The 23,901-nt window shown below is 65.9% G+C and carries 25 protein-coding genes; 12 read left to right on the top strand and 13 right to left on the bottom strand.

Going from position 1 to position 23,901, the window contains the following annotated elements; all coding sequences use genetic code 11:
* The first annotated feature begins 61 nt into the window (after positions 1-61).
* Complete coding sequence (locus tag JWS14_RS09240; RefSeq protein WP_206012970.1) at positions 62-1,150, top strand: DUF2207 family protein; 1,089 nt, start codon at positions 62-64, stop codon at positions 1,148-1,150.
* Between the two features lie 18 nt (positions 1,151-1,168).
* Positions 1,169-1,693, top strand: a complete 525-nt coding sequence (locus JWS14_RS09235) for a hypothetical protein (protein ID WP_206012969.1) — start codon at positions 1,169-1,171, stop codon at positions 1,691-1,693.
* An 8-nt stretch (positions 1,694-1,701) separates the two neighbouring features.
* Here the strand turns inward: JWS14_RS09235 and JWS14_RS09230 are convergent, their stop codons facing one another.
* Positions 1,702-2,247, bottom strand: a complete 546-nt coding sequence (locus tag JWS14_RS09230; protein ID WP_206012967.1) for a dihydrofolate reductase family protein — start codon at positions 2,245-2,247, stop codon at positions 1,702-1,704.
* A 30-nt stretch (positions 2,248-2,277) separates the two neighbouring features.
* On the bottom strand, positions 2,278-3,126 hold the full coding sequence (locus JWS14_RS09225) for a helix-turn-helix transcriptional regulator (protein ID WP_206012966.1): 849 nt from the start codon (positions 3,124-3,126) through the stop codon (positions 2,278-2,280).
* A 95-nt stretch (positions 3,127-3,221) separates the two neighbouring features.
* Here JWS14_RS09225 and JWS14_RS09220 point away from each other — a divergent pair, with 95 nt between their 5' ends.
* Entirely contained in the window at positions 3,222-4,184 is a 963-nt protein-coding gene (locus JWS14_RS09220) for an LLM class F420-dependent oxidoreductase (RefSeq protein WP_206012965.1), read from the top strand.
* 77 nt (positions 4,185-4,261) lie between these two features.
* On the opposite strand, the gene JWS14_RS09215 is transcribed toward JWS14_RS09220, so the two are convergent.
* From JWS14_RS09215 to JWS14_RS09170, 10 genes are all read right to left on the bottom strand, one after another.
* A complete protein-coding gene (locus JWS14_RS09215; RefSeq protein ID WP_241031302.1) occupies positions 4,262-4,513 on the bottom strand; it encodes a WhiB family transcriptional regulator in 252 nt (83 codons plus the stop codon).
* Positions 4,514-4,545: 32 nt separating this feature from the next.
* Complete coding sequence (locus tag JWS14_RS09210; protein ID WP_206012963.1) at positions 4,546-5,745, bottom strand: NAD(P)-dependent malic enzyme; 1,200 nt, start codon at positions 5,743-5,745, stop codon at positions 4,546-4,548.
* A 67-nt stretch (positions 5,746-5,812) separates the two neighbouring features.
* Positions 5,813-6,352, bottom strand: coding sequence for a DUF5134 domain-containing protein (locus tag JWS14_RS09205; protein WP_095865896.1), 540 nt, complete (start codon positions 6,350-6,352; stop codon positions 5,813-5,815).
* 32 nt (positions 6,353-6,384) lie between these two features.
* Positions 6,385-6,822 (bottom strand): carboxymuconolactone decarboxylase family protein, encoded by a 438-nt coding sequence (locus JWS14_RS09200; protein WP_072944023.1) that lies wholly within the window; start codon positions 6,820-6,822, stop codon positions 6,385-6,387.
* A gap of 47 nt (positions 6,823-6,869) precedes the next feature.
* On the bottom strand, positions 6,870-7,778 hold the full coding sequence (locus tag JWS14_RS09195) for an alpha/beta hydrolase (protein ID WP_206012961.1): 909 nt from the start codon (positions 7,776-7,778) through the stop codon (positions 6,870-6,872).
* A gap of 47 nt (positions 7,779-7,825) precedes the next feature.
* Positions 7,826-8,236 carry a cupin domain-containing protein gene (locus tag JWS14_RS09190; RefSeq protein WP_206012959.1) on the bottom strand — a complete coding sequence of 137 codons (411 nt, stop codon included), beginning with the start codon at positions 8,234-8,236 and terminating at the stop codon, positions 7,826-7,828.
* Positions 8,237-8,248: 12 nt separating this feature from the next.
* Positions 8,249-9,070, bottom strand: a complete 822-nt coding sequence (locus JWS14_RS09185) for a MoaF C-terminal domain-containing protein (RefSeq protein WP_206012958.1) — start codon at positions 9,068-9,070, stop codon at positions 8,249-8,251.
* 63 nt (positions 9,071-9,133) lie between these two features.
* Entirely contained in the window at positions 9,134-10,396 is a 1,263-nt protein-coding gene (locus tag JWS14_RS09180) for a cytochrome P450 (RefSeq protein WP_206012956.1), read from the bottom strand.
* Between the two features lie 24 nt (positions 10,397-10,420).
* Positions 10,421-11,437, bottom strand: a complete 1,017-nt coding sequence (locus JWS14_RS09175; RefSeq protein WP_206012954.1) for a PDR/VanB family oxidoreductase — start codon at positions 11,435-11,437, stop codon at positions 10,421-10,423.
* Positions 11,438-11,731: 294 nt separating this feature from the next.
* Entirely contained in the window at positions 11,732-14,053 is a 2,322-nt protein-coding gene (locus JWS14_RS09170; RefSeq protein ID WP_206012953.1) for an ATP-binding protein, read from the bottom strand.
* A 278-nt stretch (positions 14,054-14,331) separates the two neighbouring features.
* Here JWS14_RS09170 and JWS14_RS09165 point away from each other — a divergent pair, with 278 nt between their 5' ends.
* The 9 genes from JWS14_RS09165 to JWS14_RS09125 all read left to right on the top strand — a co-directional run bounded on the left by JWS14_RS09165 (position 14,332) and on the right by JWS14_RS09125 (position 23,436).
* Positions 14,332-15,243 (top strand): AraC family transcriptional regulator, encoded by a 912-nt coding sequence (locus JWS14_RS09165; protein ID WP_241031661.1) that lies wholly within the window; start codon positions 14,332-14,334, stop codon positions 15,241-15,243.
* Between the two features lie 91 nt (positions 15,244-15,334).
* Positions 15,335-16,759 (top strand): MocR-like pyridoxine biosynthesis transcription factor PdxR, encoded by a 1,425-nt coding sequence (gene pdxR / locus JWS14_RS09160; RefSeq protein ID WP_241031660.1) that lies wholly within the window; start codon positions 15,335-15,337, stop codon positions 16,757-16,759.
* 65 nt (positions 16,760-16,824) lie between these two features.
* A complete protein-coding gene (locus tag JWS14_RS09155) occupies positions 16,825-17,235 on the top strand; it encodes a cupin domain-containing protein (RefSeq protein ID WP_206012952.1) in 411 nt (136 codons plus the stop codon).
* A gap of 53 nt (positions 17,236-17,288) precedes the next feature.
* Entirely contained in the window at positions 17,289-18,242 is a 954-nt protein-coding gene (locus JWS14_RS09150; RefSeq protein WP_206012951.1) for an NADP-dependent oxidoreductase, read from the top strand.
* Positions 18,243-18,280: 38 nt separating this feature from the next.
* Positions 18,281-19,501 carry an MFS transporter gene (locus tag JWS14_RS09145; RefSeq protein WP_206012950.1) on the top strand — a complete coding sequence of 407 codons (1,221 nt, stop codon included), beginning with the start codon at positions 18,281-18,283 and terminating at the stop codon, positions 19,499-19,501.
* A gap of 55 nt (positions 19,502-19,556) precedes the next feature.
* Positions 19,557-20,396, top strand: coding sequence for an NmrA/HSCARG family protein (locus JWS14_RS09140; protein ID WP_095865889.1), 840 nt, complete (start codon positions 19,557-19,559; stop codon positions 20,394-20,396).
* Positions 20,397-20,502: 106 nt separating this feature from the next.
* Positions 20,503-21,357 (top strand): tryptophan 2,3-dioxygenase, encoded by an 855-nt coding sequence (locus tag JWS14_RS09135; RefSeq protein ID WP_072944043.1) that lies wholly within the window; start codon positions 20,503-20,505, stop codon positions 21,355-21,357.
* Positions 21,354-22,589, top strand: coding sequence for a kynureninase (locus JWS14_RS09130; RefSeq protein ID WP_206012949.1), 1,236 nt, complete (start codon positions 21,354-21,356; stop codon positions 22,587-22,589). The genes JWS14_RS09135 and JWS14_RS09130 overlap by 4 nt, the downstream gene beginning before the upstream one ends.
* Entirely contained in the window at positions 22,573-23,436 is an 864-nt protein-coding gene (locus JWS14_RS09125; RefSeq protein ID WP_072944047.1) for a PaaX family transcriptional regulator, read from the top strand. The genes JWS14_RS09130 and JWS14_RS09125 overlap by 17 nt, the downstream gene beginning before the upstream one ends.
* Positions 23,437-23,441: 5 nt before the next feature.
* Here JWS14_RS09125 and JWS14_RS09120 read toward each other — a convergent pair whose 3' ends face one another.
* Positions 23,442-23,891 carry a flavodoxin domain-containing protein gene (locus tag JWS14_RS09120; RefSeq protein ID WP_072944048.1) on the bottom strand — a complete coding sequence of 150 codons (450 nt, stop codon included), beginning with the start codon at positions 23,889-23,891 and terminating at the stop codon, positions 23,442-23,444.
* Between the last annotated feature and the right edge of the window lie 10 nt (positions 23,892-23,901).

Here is a 23,901-nt window from a genome sequence, read left to right as displayed (position 1 = left end):
CGGGGGTGAGTGTGCCGAGGATTGCGATATCAGCGAATATCCCCGGCAGCGAGGTCAGCGAATGTACGACAACGGCGATGAAAACCAGCCCGATTCCGGCGGGGAGGGCCGCAGCGCGGCGCAGGGTCGCGCTGCGGATGCGGCGAGGATGCGCGTTGCCGGTGCCGTACTCCTCGGTGCCTCGGCCTGCACAGGACTGCTGTTGCCCCTGGTGTGGGGGCCGACGTCGAATGCGCGTGGACTCGCCGCGATCGTCGGCGACTCGTTCGTGCTCGCCGGGGTCGCCGTGGGGATGTCGGTCGTCGCGTGGGGCGCGGGACGTCGGTGGTCGCGAAGTGCCCGCGAGGAGCTTCCCGAGGCGCCGGTGCGGTACGGACCCGTTCCCGGTCTCGGGCCTGCGCAGACCGAATACGTCGTGCGGAAGTGGATCGGCGACAGCGCGCCGACGGCGACACTGCTCCACCTGGCCGAGCAGTCGGCAGTCCGGCTCACGTTGGTCGACGACGGTCTGTGGCAGATCGAGGGGATCGGCACCCCTCAAGGGTGGAGGCAGATCGACCCCATTTCCCGGGTGTTGGCCGATTCCCTCGGAATCCGTTCGACGGGTGCGGTATTCGTCGCCGATGGCTCGCCGACATCCGGCTACGCGGTAAGAGAGGGCATGCGCGCGATGTCCGACGCATGCCGGTCGTGGGCGGCGCAGGATGATCTGCTCGTACCCTCGATCAGGACGTGGATCGGGCGGGCAATGGCATGCCTGTGCACGGTTCTCGCCGCGCTCGGATTCCTCGGCGCACTCGGTCCCACGCTTTTTGGGGCTCCGTTCGTCGCGTTCGTCGCCGGCTCCCTCGGCGTGTTCGCGGCGGGAACGGGCCTTCGGCACACGCCGACGGGGCGGCAAGTATCGGCGGCCGCCGCTGGGTTCGAACGCGTGCTGTCGGGTCGGTCGAAGACGATCGGGTCCGCCGCGGTCCGTGAGTGCTTCCTCGCCGCCGTCCCCTACGCCTTCGCCTTCGGTGTTGCCGACCGGTGGTCGGCGCAGTACCGCCGCGTAACCGGACGTGCCGCCCCAAACCCCGACTGGTACCCGTCGCCCACGCTGTACGACGACGAGACCGGCCTGCAGTGGGCGGCGAAGCCGCATAATTGAGGGTGCGAGGTGAGACCGGTGCGACAGACACCCTGGTTGGCGGCGACGGCATTCGTCGGGTCCGTTGCTGTCCTGCTCGCAGTCCATACCGGCGGCGGCGCGTCGAGCGAACCCGACCGGGAAGCGACGCGCATGCTCGATCCCGCTGGACCGGTCCTCTTCGTCACTCCGCCGAGCGGGCAGCCGGGCGACCGCATCCAGTACCACGCGACAAATCTTCCGACGTGTGGCGGGCCGTGGTCGGTGGAGTTCGGAGATCGTGTCCTGGGCGAGACCCGTCAGGTCGGCAGCGTCGCGGACTTCCGCGCGACGGTGCCGAACCGCGGCAGTCGCGGTTTCCAGGTGGCCGGGCTGCGGTGCGTGCCGATCCCGTCGATGGTGGTGCAGACGACGTTCGAGGTACTCCCCGTGACACGCTCGTCGGAGCCGACCACCACTTTTTTGCTGCCGCCACCACCAGAGCTGCCGACGCGGACGAAGAGACCGACACCGACGACCACCACCACCACCACGCTCACAGCTCCTGCTGACGCGGAGCGGTAGGTGCGGCCTCAGACGGTGTAGTGCAGCAAAGAGACGCCGTTCTGGAAGCCGCGGGCCTCTACTAACTGCAGCCTCGGCGTCTCGTAGCCGTCGGGGAACAGCCTTCGTCCCCGACCCTGGACTACCGGGTACACGAACAGCCGGTACTCGTCGACCAGGCCGGACTCGATCAGGGCATGGGTCAACGTGATGCTGCCCGTGACGACGATGTCGCGGCCCTCCTTCCCCTTCAGTGCCCTCACCTGGGCGATCCAGTCGCCCGTGAGCACGGTCGAGTTCCCCCATTCGGGGTCGGACATGGTGGAGGAGACGACGTACTTCTGAATCTGGTTCAGTTCATCGGTGATCCCGGTCTGGTCGTCGGTCTGTCGGGGCCAGTAACTGCGGAAGTCCTCGAACGTCTGCCGACCCAGCAACATGGCGTCCGCGCGCTCGGACTGCCGGTTGGTCGCTTCCAGCAACTGTGGATCCTGGTCCGCCGGGTCGAACCAGTCGCCGAGCATTTCGATCGAGCCGTCGAGGGTGATGTTCTGGGTGATCGCCAGTGTTCTCATACGAATACTGACACCGCCACGACCGCAAAATCATCGCGGGCCGGGCGCGGTCGGCAGCCTCGATGCCGTGATCTCGTCGGCTGGTGTGAAGGTGGACATCGTGATCTCCGAATGAACGCCGGCGTTCAGGTGGGTCACGTGGAACTTCAGCGGCCCCGCAATGGGGTGCTCGAAGCGCCGAGTTGTGACGGGTTCGCGGGTCACGTCGCATCGATTCCACAGCTGCTCGAACAGGGGCGATTCGGCAGCCAGTCGCTTCACCAGGGATTCCCACGCCGGCTCGCCGAGGTGCTCCGCCCACGCGGCGCGGAAGCCCGCCACAATACGGGGCACGTGCTCCGCCCAGCCGACGGTGCGCGCCCGCCACTCAGGGTTCAGCAGATTTTGGACGACAAGATTGCGCTCGCCGGAAGGAATAGCGTCGAGGTCGCCCATCAGCCAACAGTAGCCCCGGTTATATGCAAGGACGTCGCAGCGCGCATTGCTCACTATCACCGGATACGGGTCGAGCTTGGCCATCATTGTCTTCATCGACGGCGTAACGGCATTGCACTCCGTCGCGCTCGGCGGTTCTGTCACGCCGGCCAGCGTCAACAGGTGTGCGTGCTCGTGCAGATCCAGCCGTAGCGTCCGCGAAATCGCCGTAAGCACGTGCTCGGATGCCTTGATATCGCGACCCTGTTCGAGCCACGTGTACCACGTCACTCCGACGCCGGCGAGTTGGGCGATCTCCTCGCGTCGCAGTCCCGGGGTCCGGCGGCGCCCTCCGGTGGGCAGCCCGACCTGCTCCGGCGTGATGCGGGCGCGGCGACTCTTCAGGAAAGCGCCGAACTCGCCGCGACGGGCACGGACTTCAGGACGTGCGTTCACATTCTTCATGGAAGCCGAACCTGGGAGGACGACGATCCGGGTGGCGCGAATACCAGGATAAATTCACTCCTGGTACCAGGAAGACGATAGTTCATTCTGGACTCATGAGACTTGGACTTCGACTGCCCCAGCGGGTAGGTACTGATTTGCGTCACGACGTCACGGAAGTTGCCGGCGCTGCCGAACGTGCCGGGTTCGACAGTGTCTGGGCCTGGGAGAGACTGTTGTTTCCGGTGGCGCCCCGCGATTCTTTCACTCCGGGCGCGCCGTGGCCGTCCGCGTATCGGCAAGCGGCTGACCCGCTGACCGTCCTCGCTGCGGCAGCGGTGGTGACCGAGCGAGTCCGACTGGGCACCAGTGTGATTGTTGCCGGCCTTCATCAGCCTCTCCAACTCGCGAAGAGATTCGCGACCCTCGACCAGATCAGCGGCGGGCGTGTGGTTGCGGGGTTGGGAACAGGCTGGGCGGTAGACGAGTTCGAGGCGGTCGGCATGGCCAAGTCCGAGCGCGGCCGACTGCTCGACGAGACCCTCGACGTCTTCGACGCAGCCTGGGGTCCGGATCCAGTGAACTATCGCGGGCCCCACACGCTCATCGACAACGCCTACGTCCTGCCGAAGCCGGCTTCGCCGATTCCGGTCATCTTGGCCGGCGATGTCGATGTCAGCGCCGCCGGAGGTCCCAATGCGCGTGTGCTGGAACGGATTGCCCGACGTTCCGACGGTTGGATGCCGCTTTTCCCGACCCCCGGCGCTGCCGGTGCTGAGAAGCTTCGCACGGCGTGGGACCTGATCCGCCAGTCCGCGGCCACGGCAGGGCGGGACCCGTCCGAGATGGAAATGATCGTGGTGGGGAACGTCGCGTTCTCCGAGACTCCGCTCGACGACGATCGGATCGGCTTTTCGGGCACAACCGCGCAGATTCTCGACGACATCGCCTCCGTGGCAAGTGCGGGCGCAGACGAGTTGATCCTCGATCTGCACCTGCAGGACTGGTGGCGGAACACACGTCAGATGCTGGACAAAGCTCTCGAGATTCGGGAGCTCGTCTCGGCGGCGGGAATCTGAGTCTGAGCCCGCGCGCCGGCGGGTGACGCGCCTGCCGATGTGGCGTTCACGCGCGTCACCTGGTCCGGTCTCCCTCGTCACGATGCGCTGCATCGCTCGAGAATCTCTTTGCGTTCCCATTCGGTCAAGCCTCCCCACACTCCGTACGGCTGTGCGGTCTCGAGCGAGTACCGGCGGCAGTGGTTGCGGGCGACGCAGCCTCCGCAGATGCCGCGGGCGATGTCCTCTCGGAGATAGCGGGCGTGGTCTGTTTCGCTCTCCGGAGCGAAGAAGAAATAGTCGCCCACCGAAGTGCAGCTGGCTGATTCGCGCCAGCGGGTCGGATCCACTGTCGGTCGATCGTGACATATCGGGACAGTCGTCAGTGCCATGCGGTGACGCGGTCCGCCCGCGCAGCGGCGGCGACTGCCTCCGCGACAGCGGGGGCGACGCGAGGATCGAGCGGGCTGGGAACGATCTTGTCCACAGCCAGCTCGTCACCGACGACCGAGAGGATCGCCTCGGCGGCGGCGAGTTTCATGCCCTCGGTGATGCGCCGGGCGCCGGCGTCGAGGGCGCCCTTGAACACACCGGGGAAGGCGAGCACATTGTTGATCTGGTTCGGGAAATCACTGCGCCCGGTGGCGACGATCGCCGCATGCTTGCGGGCGACGTCGGGGTGGATCTCCGGGTCCGGGTTCGACAGCGCGAACACGATGGAGTTCTCCGCCATCGTCGCGATCAGCTCCTCCGGGACGGTGCCCGCGGACACCCCGAGGAACACGTCCGCGCCGTCCAACGCCTGGGCGACGCCACCGCGGCGGGCGGCTGGATTGGTACGCGCGGCCAGATCCACCTTCACCGCGTTCAAATCCTGACGATCCACGGAGACGATGCCCTTCGAGTCCAGCACCGTCACGTCCGCGATCCCGGCGGCGAGCAGGATGTTCGCGCACGCCACACCGGCGGCGCCGGCACCGGAGATCACCACGCGCAACCCGCGCAGGTCCCGGTCCTGGACCTTGACCGCACCCTTCAGCGCAGCGAGGACGACGATGGCGGTGCCGTGCTGGTCGTCGTGCATGACCGGGCAGTCCAGCGCCTCGATGACGCGCTGTTCGATCTCGAAGCAACGCGGCGCGGAGATGTCCTCCAAATTCACGGCACCGAAGCTCGGGCGCACCCGGATCAGGGTCTCGACGATCTCGTCGGGGTCCTGGGTGTCGAGGACCAGCGGGATCGAGTTCAGGCCCGCGAAGTTCTTGAACAGGGCCGACTTGCCCTCCATCACCGGAAGAGAGGCACGGGGGCCGATATCCCCGAGACCGAGCACCGCGGAACCGTCGGAGACGACGACCACCAAGCGACTGGTCCAGGTGTAGCGGTCGGCGAGGGTCTCGTCGGCAGCGATGGCGCGGGAGACCTGCGCCACCCCCGGGGTGTAGGCGATCGACAGATCCCGCTGAGTGTCCAGCGGGGCGGTCAGCTCGACCGAGAGCTTGCCGCCGAGATGGCCGGCGAAAATCTCCTCGTCGGTCAGTTCGACCGTCGGAGGTGTGGTGGGTTCGGACACGAGGGGCACGGAAACTCTCTTCTCTGAACGACTTTGCGAAGTGGGCGAGGACTCTGCTCGGGACCCCTCTGTGGTGTCAGACGGCCATCGGAGCCATGCCCAGGATCATCAGTGCGGAACCCGCCGCCGCGGTCTTGACGCCGGAACGGCGCTCGCGGCGCGGGGTGGAGCGGAAGAGGTGCAGGGTCAGCAGCGCCCAGCACACGAGCACGACGAGGGGAAGCCAGCCCGTCGAGATTCCTGCGCCACCGTGATGGTGGCCGGAGGGTGCCTGCCCCGGCCCCGGCCCCGGCGCCGACGCCGCCGGGGCGGGAGCGGACGTCGGGGCCAGGAGCAGCAGGACCCCCATCGCCGTGAGATCGACCGCGCAGGGAATCGCGGTCCGGCGGTGCATGGTCTCGCCGGTGACGAACACGGCGAGCGCGATGAGGACGGCACCCCCGAGCAGGTGAATCCCCGTCGGCACCCCGGGGATCATCATCGCGACCATGGACACCGCCATTGCACCGTGCCCGATCCGTACCCGGCAGTCCGTTCCGTGCGCCCGCCACATCGGGACGAGGGCCCCGACCGCTCCGACGAACATCGCCGCGTACGCGACTGGGATATCGAACATCGTCACACTCAGCGACCGGCAGAATGCACGCTCTACGGCGCCACTGGGTAGTGGCTGGTGATGGCAACCCGGTTCCAGGCGTTCATCACGATCGCGAGCCAGGTGATCGCGGACACCTGGTCCTCTGTGAGGGAGCCGTCGTCCCAGGTGCGCCGTTCCGGAACGGCGAGACCGGTGACCTGTTCGGCGAGGGCGAACGCGGCACGCTCCTGGTCGCTGAAGTACTGCGCCTCCCACCACGCCGCGACAACCGCGAGCCGATCTGCCTTCTCTCCCTTGGCCAGAGAGTCGCGGGTGTGCATGCGAAGGCAGAAGGCGCAGCCGTTCAGCTGGGAGACGCGGATCTTCACCAACTCCACCAGGAGCGGATCCACGCCCGCCAGGTCCAGAGCGGACTTCACTTCCGCGTCGAGCTTCACCAGGCCCTTGTAGACGGTCGGGTGCTGCTTGCCGATATTTACGCTGCTCATAATGTTCCTTTTGAGTAGGTTGTCGAACGGTTGTGGGACAGAATGTTTCAGTCGATCGCCCGGTTGACGTGAGCGACGATCACCTCGTACATCCGCCGTGTTATCTCGGTCTCGTCGGTCATGATGTCGTAACCGTGGTCGACACCGCGCACCTCGACGTATTCGGCGAGCGCGCCGACCGCCTCGAGCCTGTCCGCGTATCGCTTGGCTTCATTGCGCAGTCGGTCGAACTCTGCGGTTATGACCAATGCCGGTGCGATACCTGCGATGCCGTTGGCGTTGTCTCCCCATGCCGGCGAGACGAACCGGTGGCTACGCTGCGCGCGATCGGGCGTGTAGGCGGTGTCGAACACCTCACACAACCAGGGCTGCAGGACGGCTTTCGAGCCCAGCGGTGATGGCTTGTGGGAGGGAGGCGTCACGATGTCGAGCGGCGGGTAGTGCAGAATCTGCAACGAGATGGCGGGGCCGTCGTTTTCCAGCGACATCCGCGACACGGCTGCTGACAGATTGCCTCCTGCGCTCTGGCCGCCGACGCACAACCGCGTGCCGTCCCAGTCACGTTCCGGCGCTGATGCCCACTGAACTACGTCGTAGAACTGCTCGGCGGGCGTGGGAAACCGCTTGTGCGGCGCCAACGCGTAATCCGTGTTGAGCACATAGACATTGGCGTGGGCGGCAAGGAAGCGGCACCAGGCGTCGTCCTGTTCGCGGTGTCCCACCACGAAGCCGCCACCGTGAGCATTCACATAAACCCCGGGGTTGCCTGTCGGCGACTGCGGGGGATAGATGGTCGCAGCGACCGGACCGTGGCGCGTCTCGATGCTGACGTCAGTTGTGCGAATGGTGATTTCAGGGAACCGGGGTTCGCCGGCGGGGTGGATCGCAGAGTTGATCTTGGCGGCGAACCGGCGGGCAATGATGTCGGCCACCGCCCGTCGCGACAGTATTGACATGAATCCTCATTTCGTTTCGATTGCGCGACGTGGGGTCGCAGCCGCGCTCAGCCCTGGTGCTGACGTGCGCTGGGGTGGCGCAGATGATCGCGGGCAATGATCTCTTCCGGTTCGAGCATGGTGATCATGTCCACGTCGGGAGCGCAGATGCACACGGCGACGAACCGGCTCCAGGCCTGTGGATCGGGATTGGAGACCTGGTAGTGCACGACGTCACCGCCGGGTTCCCAGAATGCCTCGCCTGCAGCAATCAGCCTGGGTTCTTCGCCTTCCAGCTCGAAGAAGATGCTGCCCTCCAGTACGTAACCGAACACCGGTCCGGAGTGGCGATGCGGCGCGAGTCCGGGGTCGGCCGGTGGGAGTTCGACGAGTTGTGTCATCGCGTGCGAACCCTCGGGAATGGCGGGCGGGGTGGCGCAGAGCAGGTCGGTGACCTTGACGTTTCCTTTTGCCAACATGGGCGTGTCCTTTCAGGAGTGAGTGGTTCGTAGGGTGTGACTGAGTAGCTCGCCTACTGCGCCGAAGGTGAAGTGCGTCGGCAGCTCACCTGTCTCGTCCAGTCCGAAGAGGGCTCCGTACGATCGCAGAGACGTGATGTCGCGGTGATCGGCAATGGTGACCGACGCGCAGGGGGTCACCTTTTCCCGCGAGGCAAAGACGTAGATTCCGGGGCGTAGTTGATAGGTCGTGCACTCGTCGGTGTCCGCAAGGCCGGCCGCGGGCCCGGCCAGGCAGTGCCACGTGTACGAGTGCGGTCCGAGGTAGACGTGCTCGTAGCTGTGATCGTCGCTGTAGGTCCACAACACTCGCCGACCCAGGAGTGCGGTCGTGGGTGCCGGTTCCGGTCCGCGCGTCTCCAGTCCCTCGATGCGGCCCTGCAGGAAGTTGTGCTGCACCCGGGTCCGGCCTTCGGCCGGATCTCCGATCGTGCTCACGATGGCCAGGCTGCGTCCGTGGTCGAAGTCGAGGACGAGGCTGACTGCTGTATTCGGCACGTCGTCACGATGATGGAATTGTGTGTACACCAACCCTTCTGCGACGTCGAAGGCCTCGTAGTCGTCCGTTCCGGAGACGACTGGGTGCGGGTCGCCGGGCCCGGGCTCGTAGCTCCATTCGACGGTGGCCGTGCCGAAACGATGCGACACCCGGCTGCCGTGGGAGTTGGTGAACACGATGTCGCGGCCGGCCACACTGCTCGACCTGACGGCTTTGTTGCCGTCGAATCCTGGCGCGAGTCCGTCCAGTGGCGGCCAGGTCCTGGTATCAGAGAAGTCGATGGAGTTGGTGGTCATGCGTGCTTTCTCCGTTCGTAGCGTTCGGGAGTACTCGAGAGCGCTCGGCGCGCGAGGCGCCGCTCAGGTGAGGATCGGGTTCTTCTCGACGTCCCAACTGACGTGCAGCGACTCCGGGCCCCGAAACGAGGTGTTCGGAACGTAGTGGAACTCCTGGTGGTCGAGAGTCATGTGGGGCAGGCGTCGCGTCAGTTCCTCCAGATAGATGACCATCTCCAGTCGGGCGAGATGGTTACCCAGGCATATGTGCGTTCCCGCGCCGAATGCGATGTGTGCCTTGGCGTCTCGGTCGATGTCGAATCGTTCGGGATCGTCGAACACGGAGCCGTCCTGGTTCGCCGACGCGATCACCATGAGGATCTTTCCTCCCGCGGGAATCGTCACGTCGCCGACCTGCACGTCTTGCTTCGCGACTCGGCGCCAGGCGGCCACCGACGGGTTGAGTCGCAGGCACTCCTCGACCGCCGCGGGGATCAGAGATGGGTCCGCACACAGGCGATCCCACTGGTCGCGGTTCCTCAACAGAGTGACGACCGCGTTCGCGGTGGCATTGGTCGTGGTCTCGTGGGCCGCCATCGCGCCGCCCATGACGTTCGTCTGCAGCCACGTGTCGGAGATGACGCCCGGGTGCTCGCGCTGCATCGTGATCGCGTGGCCCAACCACCCCGGTGGATCGTCGAGTTCCTTGAGCTTCCCGATGACGCGCTCACCCATCTCCCAGAACTGGCCCAATCCGTCGGCGGCACGGATCTGCTCCTCGGGAGTAGGCCGTCCCCACACGAATTCGGTCATGGACGTGGCCAGCTTGCGTACGGTGTCGACGTCCTCCTCGGGAATCCCCAAGAACTGCAGAGCGACCAAACAGGGTATGTCCCAGAGCATATCGGCGACAAGATCGGCATGACCCCGATCGACGAATTGATCGATGTAGGCGTTCGTCGTGTCCCGAATGTAGGGAGTAAGAGGGTCGATCCGGTCTGGCATGAATGCCGGAGCGTTCAGCCGGCGGTACTGCCGATGCATGGGCGGGTCGGAATCCGCGAGGACGGGGCAGGGCGCGAAGTTGTACTTGCCGAGCTGCGCGCCCGCCTCCTCGGAGGGAGGGGTGACCGGCGTCAGGGTGATGGCCGCAGAGAACTGATTGAATTGGCTGAAGACCGATTTCACGTCTTCGTGCCGCGTGACGACCCAGTAGTCCGAGTCGTCGTTGTAGAACACCGGTTGGCTCTCGCGAGCCCACGCCAGCGCGGCTCCCGGATTCTCCTGATATTCGCGGTCGAAGAACGAGAATCCAGCGGCGGTATGAGCGACCGGGCATCCAGTCATTGTTTTCCTCTCTTCGGTGGGCTGTCAGAGGTCGAGTTTTATCTTTGGACACGCGGCCCTACTGATGCAGATCATCAAGGTGCTGTTTTCTTCCTGCTCTGCGGGGCTGAGAACTGAATCACGATGATCGGCCAGGCCCGACACGATATTTGTTTCGCAGGTCCCGCACGTTCCCTCGGAGCAGGAGAATGGTGCGGGTATGCCGGCGGACCGTGCGACGTCGAGAATTGATTGATCCGATCCGACCGAGACGGTGATACCGCTCCGCACGAATTCGACTTCGAATTCATCGAGGACGGGCGCGTCCGTTGGAGTCTTCGGAGTGAACCGCTCCAGGTGAATGTCGCCGATATTGTCGAGCTCGGCGCCCATCGCCTCCACAGCACACAGCAGACTCTCCGGTCCGCACACGTATACCGCGGTATCGGGAGTGACACCCGCGAGGATGTGAGCGAGATCGATGCGCCCGTGGATGTCTGCCGGAACCAAGGTCACGCGGTCGTGGTGAGCCTGTGTCAGGTCGTCTGCGAATGCCATGTTGCGTCGACTACGGCCTCCATAGATCAAGGACCATTCGGCTCCCGCTCGATCGACCGACGTGATCATGGGGAGGAACGGGGTGATTCCGATTCCTCCGGCAATGAACAGATACCGGGGTGCGTCGACGAGGCGAAAGTTGTTGCGTGGCCCACGGACGGTGATGCTTTCGCCTTCGCGCAACTCGTGATGGAGGCGTGTGGAGCCGCCTCGGCCGTCGGGTTGGTACAGGACGCTCACCTGCCACGAACGACGGTCACTGGGTTCCCCGCACAGGGAGTACTGCCGGACCATGTCCGGTCCGAGTACGACGTCGATGTGTGAACCCGGCGTCCAGTCGGGGAGGTCTCGACCGTCGGCGCGGACGAGGGTCAGTTGCGTGACGGTGTCGGTGATCGGCGTCTTGGCCTTGATTTCCATCGCGAGGTCCTCGCGTGCCTGATTCTCGGTGTCCGCTCGCCGAGGCTGCTGGCCGGAGTGTCGGGCCTCGAACTGCGATGCCATGGGGACTCCTTCGAATTTCGGCCGGATGCCCCGGCGTGGACTGTGTTGCACCGAGCCACGTCGGCGACGCGTTGGACTCGCGCGTGGTCGATTGACCCGTTGTGATCGGCCGCACTGTCGGGCTATTCGCATGGGATAGGTCACAACGTGTGGCCCGTTGTAATCTGCCGCACCGTGCGATCACGCACATGGGGCAGATCACGGTAGGGGGTACGGAAGTTGCGGATGTGCGTACCGGGTGCGTTCAGTAGCAAACGCGGCGAAGCGGTTCTGACCTGCGAGTTCGTGGTCCGGTCAGCGGGACTGTCCGATGTACCACGAGGCGATCTGGCTGCGTGAGACGAACCCGAGGCGCGTCATGATGTTCTCGATGTGGCTCTCCACGGTGCGCACGGAGATCACCAGAGCCGCCGCGATCTGTGGGCTGGTCAGCCCTTTCGCTATCAAGGCTGCGATCTCTTGCTGCCGACTGGTGAGCGCGGGTGGTTCATCCTCGGGAATCGAATCGACGACCTGTTCCGCCAATGCATAGGCGATGATTCCCGTCGGGGACCGCTTTGAGCCGGCCTGTAGAGCTGTCGACAGCGCCCGGGGTGCCATGGCCTGCTCGAGCAGACCGCGGCAGGCGGAGTTATAGCCCGTGAGTTTCGGCCCGAATGCCACCAATTCCGTACCGGTGCGTCGCCACAGGCTTCGAGAGGCCCCGATCAGTTGTGCCGCGTGCTCGAACTGACCGGTTGATCTCGCTATCCAGGCCAGAAGCTCGGTCATCAGGGCGGTGCCCAGGGACGGATCGAAGACGCGGTGATCACGAAGCGCGTCGAGCGCGGTCGCATGTGCCGCCGTGAAGTCGCCTTGCAGCCAGTGGTCGAGGCCTTGGCTCCACTTCAGGTACGAGCGCGCCCATCGTTCACCGCGCTGCCGGCATACGGCCAGCGCCGACGTGCTGACGGCCGATGCCTCCGCGCTGCGACCGTCGAGGGAAAGTGCGACGGCGTACTCGAACGACGCCATCAGCCATTCGGCGGTCTCGCCGACGTCGGCCAACTCTCGCAGCGCGAGCTCGAGATAGCTCTCGGCCTCGGCAAGGTCGCCGCGAAGCTGTGCGGCGAGTCCCCGCAGCCCGAGGCAGTGGGCAGCCGCATCAGCAAGGTGAAGCTGCGTCGCCGCTGCTTCGCATTCGTCGAGGCGCAGTGCGGCCGCCTCGTGGTCGCCTTGGAGAAGGCACACCCTGGCAGCGACCCAGAGCGCTTTTGCCCGGGCCGGCGTGGGCGCCCGGTCACCGTCGGGTGCGTCGAGCGCTTCATCCGCCCACCTGCGACCCTCGGCAATGTATCCATCGGCGTACCAGCGGTATCGCAGTCCGGCGATCAACTCGAGTTGATAGTTGTCGCCCGGGGCGGCGGTGTCCAGCGCGGCTCGGAGATTTTCCCGCTCGACGCGCATCCACTTGGCCGAGGCGGCTTGGCCGGGCCCGCACCAGGAACGTTCCAGGTCTGTGACCACGTCGAGAAAGTACTGACGGTGGCGGCTGCGGAATCTCTCGGAGTCTCCCGTCAGCGCGAGTATCTCTGCGCCGTACGCCCGGATGGTTTCCAGCATCCGGAAGCGCATCGTCGATTCTTGGTCCTCGACGCCGAGGACGGACTGATTCACCAGGGAACTCAGGAGATCGAGCGTGGTTGTCTTCGGGTGGCCGCCCTCGGCGTTTCCGTCGCCGCACACGCCTTCGGCCGACGTCAGGTCGAAACTGCCTGCGAAAACGGAGAGGCGTGCCCACAGATGACGTTCCGGTTCCGTGCAGAGTGCAAAACTCCAATCGACGAGCGATCGGAGGGTCTGTTGGCGCGGTGCGGCCGATCGACTTCCCATTGTGAGCAACCCGAATCGGTCCGGCAGTCGTTCCAGGATCTGGTCGAGCGAAAGAATGCGCATTCGGGCGACCGCGAGCTCGATTGCGAGCGGAATTCCCTCCAGCTGAATACACAAACGCGCCGCTGCGGCAGCATTGTGCTCGTCGAGGACGAAGCCGGGGGAGGCGGCCTCTGCACGTTCTTGGAGTAGTCGGATCGACTCGAATTGCGGCAAGGATTCAACGCTGACCGGCGCCGCGTCATCGGGAATGGTGAGTGGAGGCACTGGATAAAGGAATTCTTCGGTCACCATCAGCGACGTGCGGGTAGTGACAAGAATTCGCGTCGACGGCGCATATCGCAGAATTTCGCTGACCAGTGCGACGGACCCGGGGAGTACGTGTTCGCAATTGTCGAGGATGAGCAGTATCTCGCGATCGCGAAGATATTCGATCAGCTTCGCTGTGGCGTCACGATTCGACTGATCGACAATTCCCAGTGTGTGAATGACTGCAGCCGGAACGTCGCCTCCGTCCGAGACGGACGCCAATTCGACGAAATACACACCGTCTTCGACAAGGTGGTTCATCTCGTCGGCGACTTGCAACGCCAATCGGGTCTTGCCGACTCCGCCCGGCCCGATCAAGCTCACCAGCCGTCCGCTCGCCAAGCGGTCGCGGATCTCCTTGCGCTGCTGACGCCGACCGACGAAGCTGGTCGCGGTAGACGGAACGTTGCCGCTGCGAGTTCTCGCCTTCGACACGACACCTCCACATTGCGACAGACGCAGTCAGACTATCGCAACCCCGGGCGGAGCGACGTCGGAATGCCGAAACTTTGTTCGAAGACGGCGTCGCCCGTACCCCGCCGAGCCGGGGTCCGCGTCGCACTGTCCTGTCCGCGCTCCCTTCTGGTTCTGCACCGAGTGTGATAGAAGATAGGCACGGACACGTCGCGTGGCGATCCGTTAACCCGAGGTCGATTACATTGCGCGAGAGCTTTTCCGGCACCCAGTCAGGCGGCGAGCACCCCGGGGGTGGCATACGGCACCCCGATTGGGATGCGGCGTCCCATGCCGTATCCGACGCCTATTTTCCGCATGAGCTCATGCCCCTGGTCGCTTCCGGCCCTGCCGCGTCGCCCGGGGTGTCGGCCCTGCACCTCGGCCCGCTGCACATTGTCCGAATCAATTGGGGCGCTGATGTTGCCGTTCACAGTGAGCATCCCGGCGCCGTCGGCATCAACATCCCGCTTCACGGCGAACTCGAGACCCGGATCAGGGGGCGGCTCGTCGTGTCCGCCCCGGGCTTCGCCACGGTCAACCCCGCTGACACGCCGGCCGATATCACGCGGTGGCCCGGTGCCTGCACGATTCTCGGCGTCAAGATCGATCGGGACTTCGTCCAACGCGAGTTGTGGCGCGTGACAGGCCGAGCCGACGCGGTGATCCCCGATCAGATCGATTTGAGCAGGCCCGCTGCTGCCAGCTGGTTTCGACTGCTGAGCAGCATTGTCGATCAGCCCGTCGATGACGCGCTGCTGGCCAATCCGCATGTGGCACAAGGACTGGCGGCATCGCTCACCGATGGATTCCTGCTCGCTGCCGTCCCGGACGAGACCGACGATCGCCACGCTGTCCGACCACGGATCGTCACTCGCGTGATCGATGCCATCAACGCCGAGCCCGACCGGCTGTGGACCGCGGCGGACATGGCCGACGTAGCCGGGGTCAGCGTACGGCGCCTGCAGGAGGGCTTTCGCATCTACCTCGGCAAGACTCCCCGCGAATGCCTGACCGAGATCCGCCTTGCCGGCGTCCGAGCCGAACTCGCCTCGGGCTCGGCCCGTTCGGTGACCGACGTTGCGCTGAAATGGGGGTTCACTCATTTCGGCCGGTTCGCCGCCGCGTTTCGGCAGCGCTACGGTGTGCCACCCTCGTCGTTGTTGCATTGACCCTTCATCCGCGGCGCGATGCCCGCACCGGCGTAAGCTCCTGGTCAGGTCTTCCCGTCAACTGGAGGATGTGCTGAGCGCCGACGAAGGGGTGTCCGCCGACACCACGGACACCGATTCACCACCGGCCCCGAGGGCCGGGTTGGATCTGCACCTCGAGCGGCCCGCCGGCCGGGTCCGCGACAGCGTGATGGACGCTCTGCGTGACGCCATCCGGTCGGGCCGGCTTCCCCCGGGCACTCGGCTGCCGTCGAGTCGCGCGTTCGCCGCGGACCTGGGCATCGCGCGGAACACGGTAGCGCGGGCGTACTCGGAACTCGTAGAGGAAGGTTGGCTGACGTCACAACACGGCTCCGGCACGACGGTGTCCCGCCGTGCCGCGGGGGCCGTGCGGGCCGAAGGGTTTCGCGTGCGGAGGCTGCCGGCGCGCCGCCCGGACCACGATCTGCGACCGGGCCAGCCCGACCTGTCGTCATTCCCGCGCGGGCAGTGGAGTCGCGCCGTCAAGCAGGCGCTCCACACGGTCCCGTCCGAGGCGTTCGGTTACGCGGACCCGTACGGCCGTCCCGAACTGCGCCTGGCGCTTGCCGAGTACCTCGCGCGGGCCCGCGGCGTCGTCTGCAGGCCCGACAACATCATCGTCTGCTGCGGTGCCGCCGAGGGGCTGACGCTGTTGGCCCGCGCGCTGGCCGGTGCCGGGGTTGCCTCCCTGGCGGTCGAGTCCTACGGGTTGCCGACGCACCGCGAAGCACTGCGCACGGCAGGGTTGCACTATCCGCCGCTGGCCGTCGACGCCGGTGGCGCCGACGTCGCCGCGCTCGACGGCATGCAGGAGGTGGGCGGCGTGCTGCTCACCCCGTCACACCAGTTCCCGACCGGCGTACCGCTGCGCTCCGACCGGCGCGCGGCCGTCGTCGACTGGGCACGCAGAACCGGCGGTGTGATCATCGAGGACGACTACGACGGGGAATTCCGCTATGACCGCAGCCCCGTCGGCGCGCTTCAGGGTGTCGACCCGGAACGGGTGGTGTACATGGGCACCGCGAGCAAGTCCCTTGCCCCGGGCCTTCGGCTCGGCTGGCTGGTCCTTCCCGACCGGCTCGTCGAGACGGTGGCCCGCCAGAAGGGCGAGACCGAGGCCACCTGCGGTTTCGTGGACCAGCTGGCGATGGCCGAGTTCATCCGAACCGGGTCCTACGACAAGCACATTCGCGCGATGCGCGCGCAGTACCGCCGCCGGCGGGAGCAACTCGTCGGCGCGGTCGGCCGGTCGTCGCCTGCCAATCGCGTGACCGGTCTGCCTGCGGGCCTGCACGTGCTGCTGCACCTGGCCGGCGGCAACGAGAGCGCCGCCGCGCAAGAACCGGCGTGGCGGAATCTCGCTGTCGAGGGCCTCGCGCTCTACCGCCATCCCGAAGTCGACGTCGATCGCGACGGTCTGGTCGTCGGCTTCGCCGCGCCGGCGCAGAGCGCATGGCCTGCCGCCGTGGAGGCATTGGTTCGGCAACTCCCGTGAGTGGACCCCGAATTCGGTGTGCAAGTGGCCCATGCGGCGGCTCGCTACCGTACTAGCCTCAGAGCATGCTGAATGCCGGAAACGTCAAGGTCACCGATCTTCTCTGCGCCACCCCGCCCGCGATTCCCGAGGGTTCGCACGCGATGACACAACTCGTCGAACTCCCACCGGCCGACCCTGGACTCGCGCCGCATCGCCACTCCGGACCGGTGTTCGGTTACGTACTGGAGGGCAGCATCTTCTTCGAGCTGGAAGGCGAAGAACCCAGGCTGATTGCTGCGGGCGAGGCATTCTGGGAACCCGGCGGTGACGTCGTGCACTACCAGGTCTCCAATCCCGATCCACAGGCTTGGAGCCGGTTCGTCGCCGTGTGCATCTGCGCTCCCGACGTGGACATGATCACCATGCTCGAACCGGAAGAGATCATTGCCCGCGACTATCTGCGCCACCCCAGCGCACGTCAGCACCAGGGCTGAGCACCGCCGCGACGACACGTCGCGCAATCGAAACGAAACGAAGTGAGGTTTTCATGCAAGCGGTCATCGCGTCCGACCACAAATCCGGTGTCAGTGGACTGTCGGTGGCGGAAGTTCCGTACCCTCATGCGGCAGAGAACGACGTCATCGTCCGCGTTCACGCCGCGAGCTTCACACCCGGTGAGCTCGACTGGCCCGGCACCTGGTCCGACCGTGCGGGGCGCGACCGGGCACCATCCATTCCCGGACACGAAGTCTCCGGAGTCGTCGCTGAATTGGGTTATGGCACGACCGGTCTGACAATCGGTCAGCGCGTGTTCGGGGTCGCCGACTGGACCCGTAACGGTACGCTCGCGGAGTACGTCGCGGTCGAGGCCCGAAACCTGGCGCCGCTGTCTAGCGGAGTCGATCACACCGTGGCCGCCGCCCTGCCGATCTCCGGGCTCACCGCGTGGCAGGCGCTGTTCGATCACGGGCGACTCGCCACGGGTCAGACCGTACTGATCCATGGTGCGGCCGGCGCGGTCGGTTCGATGGCAGTGCAACTGGCGCTCGAGGCGGGCGCCCGGGTCATCGGCACCGGTCGTGCTCGGCACGGTGACACGGTTCTCGGTCTCGGCGCCCACGCTTTCGTGGATCTGGATCGGCACAGGCTCGAAGATCTCGACGAGGTCGACGTGGTGCTCGATGTCATCGGCGGCGAAACACTCGACCGTTCAGCGAAACTGGTGCGTCCCGGTGGTGTCCTCGTCACCATCGCGGAGCCCCCTCGGGTGATGCCCGAGCAGGGACGGGCGATATTCTTCGTCGTCGAATCCGATCGTGAGTGCCTGGTCCGCCTCGAGCGCCGGGTCCGTGACGGTCGTCTGCGGCCACCTGCAACAAGCGTGGGGCCTCTCTCCGAAGCTGTCGCTGCCTTCGATTCCCAGCACGGTGCGGGCAAGCCGGTCATCCGGATAGCAGAAGATGATCTGGGGCGCACCGGATCACGGGCAGAAGGACATTGACGGCTATCCGCCTTCCCCCTTTCACGAAGGAACATTCGATGCCCCAGTACCTCGACGGTCGACGCGTCCCATTCGACAGCACCGACCCCAACTCCACAGGACGCGTAGCCGTCATCGTCCTGTTTTCGGCCGTTGTCGCCATGCTCCTTCTCATGGCGCCCGCCGCGGCAAGCCAACTGCAACTGCAGCTCGCACTGAGTCCGTCGCAGACGGGTGATCTGTTCGCTGCCGAGCTCGGTGCGATGAGTATCGCGTCGATTCCCGCGCTGTGGTGGATGAAGAAGTACAACCTCCGCACGATGTCCACGATCTTCGGGACGATGTTCATCATCGGCAATATCGGCTCGGCCTACATCGGCGACTATGGGACTCTTGTTGCGGTTCGATTCCTGACCTCGCTTGCGGGCGGATCGCTGATGGTCCTGTGCATGTCACTCGCAGCCCAGACCAGGGACCGCAACCGTGTCTACGGCCTGTGGCTGATGGGGCAACTCTGCTTCGGTGCGATCGGACTGGCCGTACTCCCGAAGTTCTTCGACACCTTCGGGATCGGCATCGCATATTGGGTTCTCGCCATTCTCATGATGGTCGTCCTCCCACTCGTCCGCTTCCTGCCGCAACGCAACATCTTCGTGGGCCGCGCCGGCGCCGAAGACTCGGTCCCCACACCCAACTACGCTCTCCGTGCGACCCTGGGCCTGATTGCGCTGCTTGCCTTCTACGTCAGCCTCAGCGGCATCTGGACGTTCCTCGGTGGCATCGCGGGCGCGTCGATGATCGACAACGAAACCTCGAGCGTGATCCTGTCGATCGCCACCGTGCTCGGCATCGCAGGATCGGTCGGGGCCACCGTTCTGGGTGCACGCCCGAGCACCCGAATCAATCTCCTCGTGGGCTACCTCGCGATGACCCTGTCGGTCGCTCTGCTGGCGGGAATACCCGGGGTTCTCCGATTCACTCTGGCCGCGTTGCTCTTCAAGTTCACCTGGACCTTCATCCTGCCTTATCTCATGGCCACCCTCTCCGGGTTGGATCGGTCCGGGCAGCTGGTGAACCTGGCCAACCTCGCGATCGGCGGCGGATTCGCACTCGGCCCGTTGATGGGTGGACGCCTCGTCGAAAGCGCCGGAGGGTACGGCACGCTCATCGCGGTCAGCGTCGCAGGACTGGTCCTGTCCCTGGTGCTGATCCTCGTCGCTCAACCCCAGCGCACCGCTGCCGCGAACTCCACGGTCGCGGTGTCCCACATGGTCGAGTAGTCCGAGGGGCGGGCAGGGCCTGCGAGTACGCTGGCGCGGTCGAGAAGGAGAGGTTGTGCCCATGAGTGAGCCGTACGCAGTCGTCGGAGCGACGGGTGGTCAAGGAGGCGCTGTCGTCGACGCGCTGCTCGAGCGAGGGCGTGAGGTCCGAGCGCTCGTCCGTCGAAGCTCCTCTCGCTCAGAGGCGTTGCGCCTGCGAGGCGTCGACATCGCCGTGGCCGACATCACCGACCGGGCGGCGATCGCGTCTGCGGTCGACGGGTGTGCGGGCGTGTTCGCCATGACAACGCCTTTCGAAGACGGCCCGGAGGCGGAGATTGCTCAGGGCGCCGCGCTCGTCGACGCGTTCGGTGATTCCGGTGTTCCCCACGTGGTGTTCTCTTCGGTGGCCGACGCGGACAAGAGCACCGGGGTGCCACATTTCGAGACGAAGGCCGTGACCGAGGCGTTGCTGCGAGAATCATCGGTCTCGTACACGATCGTCGGGCCGACCTACTTCTACGACAACCTGCTCGGCGGCCTCGACGGCATCCGCCACGGCCGGCTCGACCTGCCTCTGCCCGTCGATACCCCGCTGCAGCAGTTGTCGCGCCGAGACCTCGGTCGGTTCGTCGCCCTCGTGTTCGACGATCCGGACCGATTTGCCGGGACGAGAGTCGACCTGGCTTCGGATGATCCGACGCCACGTCGAATGGCCGAGGTGCTCGGTGAGGTGCTGGGCACACAGGTACATGCGCATTCGTCCGACGCGGACGCCATCGCATCGCCGGACATGCGCGCGATGTTCCGCTTCCTCACCGACACGGGGTACGACGCGAACATCGGCGAACTGCGCCGGCTCTACCCCGAGGTGGGCTGGCAGAGCTTCGCCGATTGGGCGGCCGAGTTGGCCTGAGGTCCGCGGCGAGCATCGGCGCGTATTCGACGACTGTGGCGGTCGCCACGATTATGTAATATGGAGGTCGGAGCCCGGTACTCGAACACCAGCAGTGAGGACGGCCATGGGCGTGCAGGCCAACACCAGAGCCATCGAGAAAGAGATCGTCACCGATTTCAGCGAGCGGATGAGTTACGGCTCGTACCTGGACCTCGACACCCTGCTGAGCGCGCAGAAACCGGTGAGCAGGCCCGAGCATCACGACGAACTGCTGTTCATCATCCAGCACCAGACCACCGAACTCTGGCTGAAGCTCGTCCTGCACGAAACCCTCGCGGCCCGGGACGCGTTCGATGCGGACGACATCGGCAGGGCGCTCAAGTGCGTGGCGCGCGTCAAGCACATCCAGAAGACGCTGACCGAGCAGTGGTCGGTGCTGGCCACGCTGACGCCCACCGAGTACTCCGAGTTCCGGCAGTTCCTCGGCAATTCGTCCGGGTTCCAGTCCTATCAGTACCGCGCCGTCGAGTTCGTGCTCGGCAACAAGAACGCCGGAATGCTGAAGGTGTTCGAGGCCGATCCCGCCGCCCACGAACTGCTCGACCGGCTGCTCCGTGAGCCGAGTCTGTACGACGCGTTCTGGCAGTGCCTGTCGCGGCTCGGGTACGACGTGCCGGCGTCCGCGCTGCACCGCGACGTGACCGCCGCCTACAGCCTGAACGACGACCTGATGCCGCTGATCAAGTTCGTGTACGAGAACTCCGAGGAGCACTGGGCCGTCTACGAGGCGTTCGAGGAGTTCGTCGACCTCGAGGAGAACTTTCAGCTGTGGCGCTTCCGCCACATGCGCACGGTGCTGCGGACCATCGGGATGAAGTCCGGAACGGGAGGATCCAGCGGTGTCGGGTTCCTGCAGAAGGCCCTCGAACTGACGTTCTTCCCGGAACTGCTGGCCGTGCGCACCGAGATCGGGCGATGATGACCACGTCGACGGATGTGCTGGCGGCCCGGGCCGGGGAACTCGACGCCGCGGACCCGCTGCGCGCGTACCGCGACCTGTTCATCGGAGCCGACGATCCCTCGGTGCCCGCCTACCTCGACGGGAACTCGCTCGGCAGGCCCACCAAGGCGAGCGCCGAGCGCATCACCGCGTTCGTCACGCAGTCGTGGGGCGGCCGGCTGATCCGCGGGTGGGACGAGGAGTGGTACGAACTGCCGATCACGATCGGTGACACCCTCGCGCGGGTGTCGCTGGGCGCGGCCGCCGGTCAGACCACCATCGGCGACTCGACGACGGTCCTGCTGTACAAACTCGCGCGGGGTGGGCTCGCGTTGCGGCCGGGTCGCACCGAGATCGTCGTGGACCGCGACAACTTTCCGACGGACCGGTACGTGCTCGAATCCGTCGCCGGGGAACTCGGGCTCACGCTCCGGTGGATCGAATCGGATACCCGGGGCGGCGTCACCGTCGACGACCTGCAGTCGGTGGTGTCCGAACACACCGCGCTCGTCGTTCTCAGCCACGTCGCGTACCGCTCGGGTTACCTGGTGGATGCGGCCGGGGCCGCCCGGGTGGTGCACGAAGCGGGCGGGCTCCTGCTGCTCGACCTGTGTCACTCCGTCGGGTCGGTTCCCCTCGAACTCGACGCGTGGGAGGTCGACCTGGCGGTCGGGTGCACGTACAAGTACTTGAACGGCGGACCCGGCTCACCGGCGTTCGCGTACGTCCGGGCCGACCATCAGCAGGACTTCGTGCAGCCGATCTGGGGCTGGATGGGGCGCGACGACCCGTTCGCGATGGCGCAGGGCTACGAGCCGGCGCCGGGCATCCGGCGCGTGATCAGCGGAACGCCGTCGGTCCTCGGCATAATCGCACTCCAGGACACCCTCGCGCTTCTCGACGACGTCGGGATGGACGCCGTGCGGGCCAAGTCGATCGCCCTGACCGAGTACGCACTCGACCTCGTGCGCGAGGTGCTGATTCCGCTGGGCGTGGAGATCGGATCGCCGGAGGATTCCGCCGAGCGGGGTGGTCACGTCATCATCGACCACCCGCGGTTCGAGGCCGTCGTTCAGCGACTGTGGACGAAGGGCGTCATCCCCGATTTCCGTGCCCCGCAGGGGTTGCGTCTCGGCCTGAGCCCACTGAGCACGAGCTTCGGCGAGGTGTGCACCGGGATACTCGCGATCCGTGATGAACTCGCCGACTGAACCGGCGAGCGCGATCCTCGACGACTTCGATTCGCGACCCGGCAGCGCCACGTCGCTGATCCGAACCGTGCTCGGTGCGTACGTGCGCGACGTCGGCGGGTGGGTGGCGATCGCCGATTTCGTGGAAGTGATGCAGGCGGTCGGTATCCCGCCCGAGTCGACGCGGATCGCGGTGGCCCGGCTGAAGAAGAAGGGGGTGCTCCGACCGCGCGCCCGCGACGGCCGCAGCGGGTACGAGGTGACCGAGCAGGCCGAGTCGATGTTCACCCGCGGCGATCCGCGGATCTTCGGTTTCCGTCAGATGGCGGACACCGATCCGTGGCGGCTGATCTCGTTCACCATCCCCGAATCGCAACGGGCGGCGCGGCACCAGTTGCGCAGACGGCTCGGCTGGATCGGGTGCGGAACCGTGTCGCCGGGGCTGTGGATCGCCCCCGAACACCTCGCAACCGAGGTCGGGGACATCGTCGACGCGCTGGGCCTGTCCGAGTACGTGACCACGTTCGTGTCCACGTCGGTGTTCGCCCCCGATTCGATGGGGGACGCGGCGGCCCGGTGGTGGGATCTGGGTGGCATCGCCGCGCGGCACCGCGATTTCCTGGACCACCACCGGGTCGCGCTCTCAGCGCCGGAGGAGGTGTCGCCGCGCGACGCGTTCGTCCGCTTCGTGCCGCTGCTCGACGAATGGCGCATCATCCCGTACATCGACCCGGGCCTGCCGGGCGCAATGCTGCCCGCGGACTGGCCCGGCGCCGACAGCGTTCACCTGTTCGTGTCGGCGCGGGACCGCTACCTCGCCGGGAGCCGCGACTGGGTGCGGAGCGTGCAGTCGCGACTCCCGGTCTGAGGGTGTCAGCCCAGGAATTCCTCGCCGATGTTCTTGGCCCACTCCTCGGCCTGATCCTTCGGGCGGACGGAGCTGGAGCCGTCGTGCCTGCCGTGTTCGCCGACCTGGACCGCGCCGAGGGAGATCAGCTTCTCGGCCATGATCTCGCCGCCGCGGTTGTACGTCTCCTCGTACACCTTGTCGCCGAGACCGAACAGCGCGAACTGCATGCCGGTGAGGTCGGGTTCGTCCTCCTCGAGCCCTTCGAAGAAGGGTTCCGCGCCGGTGGGCAGCTCGCCCTCACCGTACGTGGAGCACACGATGACGTGGAAGTTCTCGGGGTCGAGATCGCCCGCATCGAATTCCATCATGTCGTACAGGGACGTGTCGCCGTAGTCGCCGAGCACGTCGGCGATGTTGTCGGCCACCAGTTCGGAGGTTCCGCCCTCGCTGCCGTACAGAATCACCACTGCCATTGTTCTTGCT

This window comes from Rhodococcus koreensis, from assembly GCF_017068375.1.
Classification (GTDB): domain Bacteria; phylum Actinomycetota; class Actinomycetes; order Mycobacteriales; family Mycobacteriaceae; genus Rhodococcus_F; species Rhodococcus_F koreensis.
Note: the sequence above shows the minus strand (reverse complement) of the source record. Positions and strands in the feature narration are given on the sequence as shown.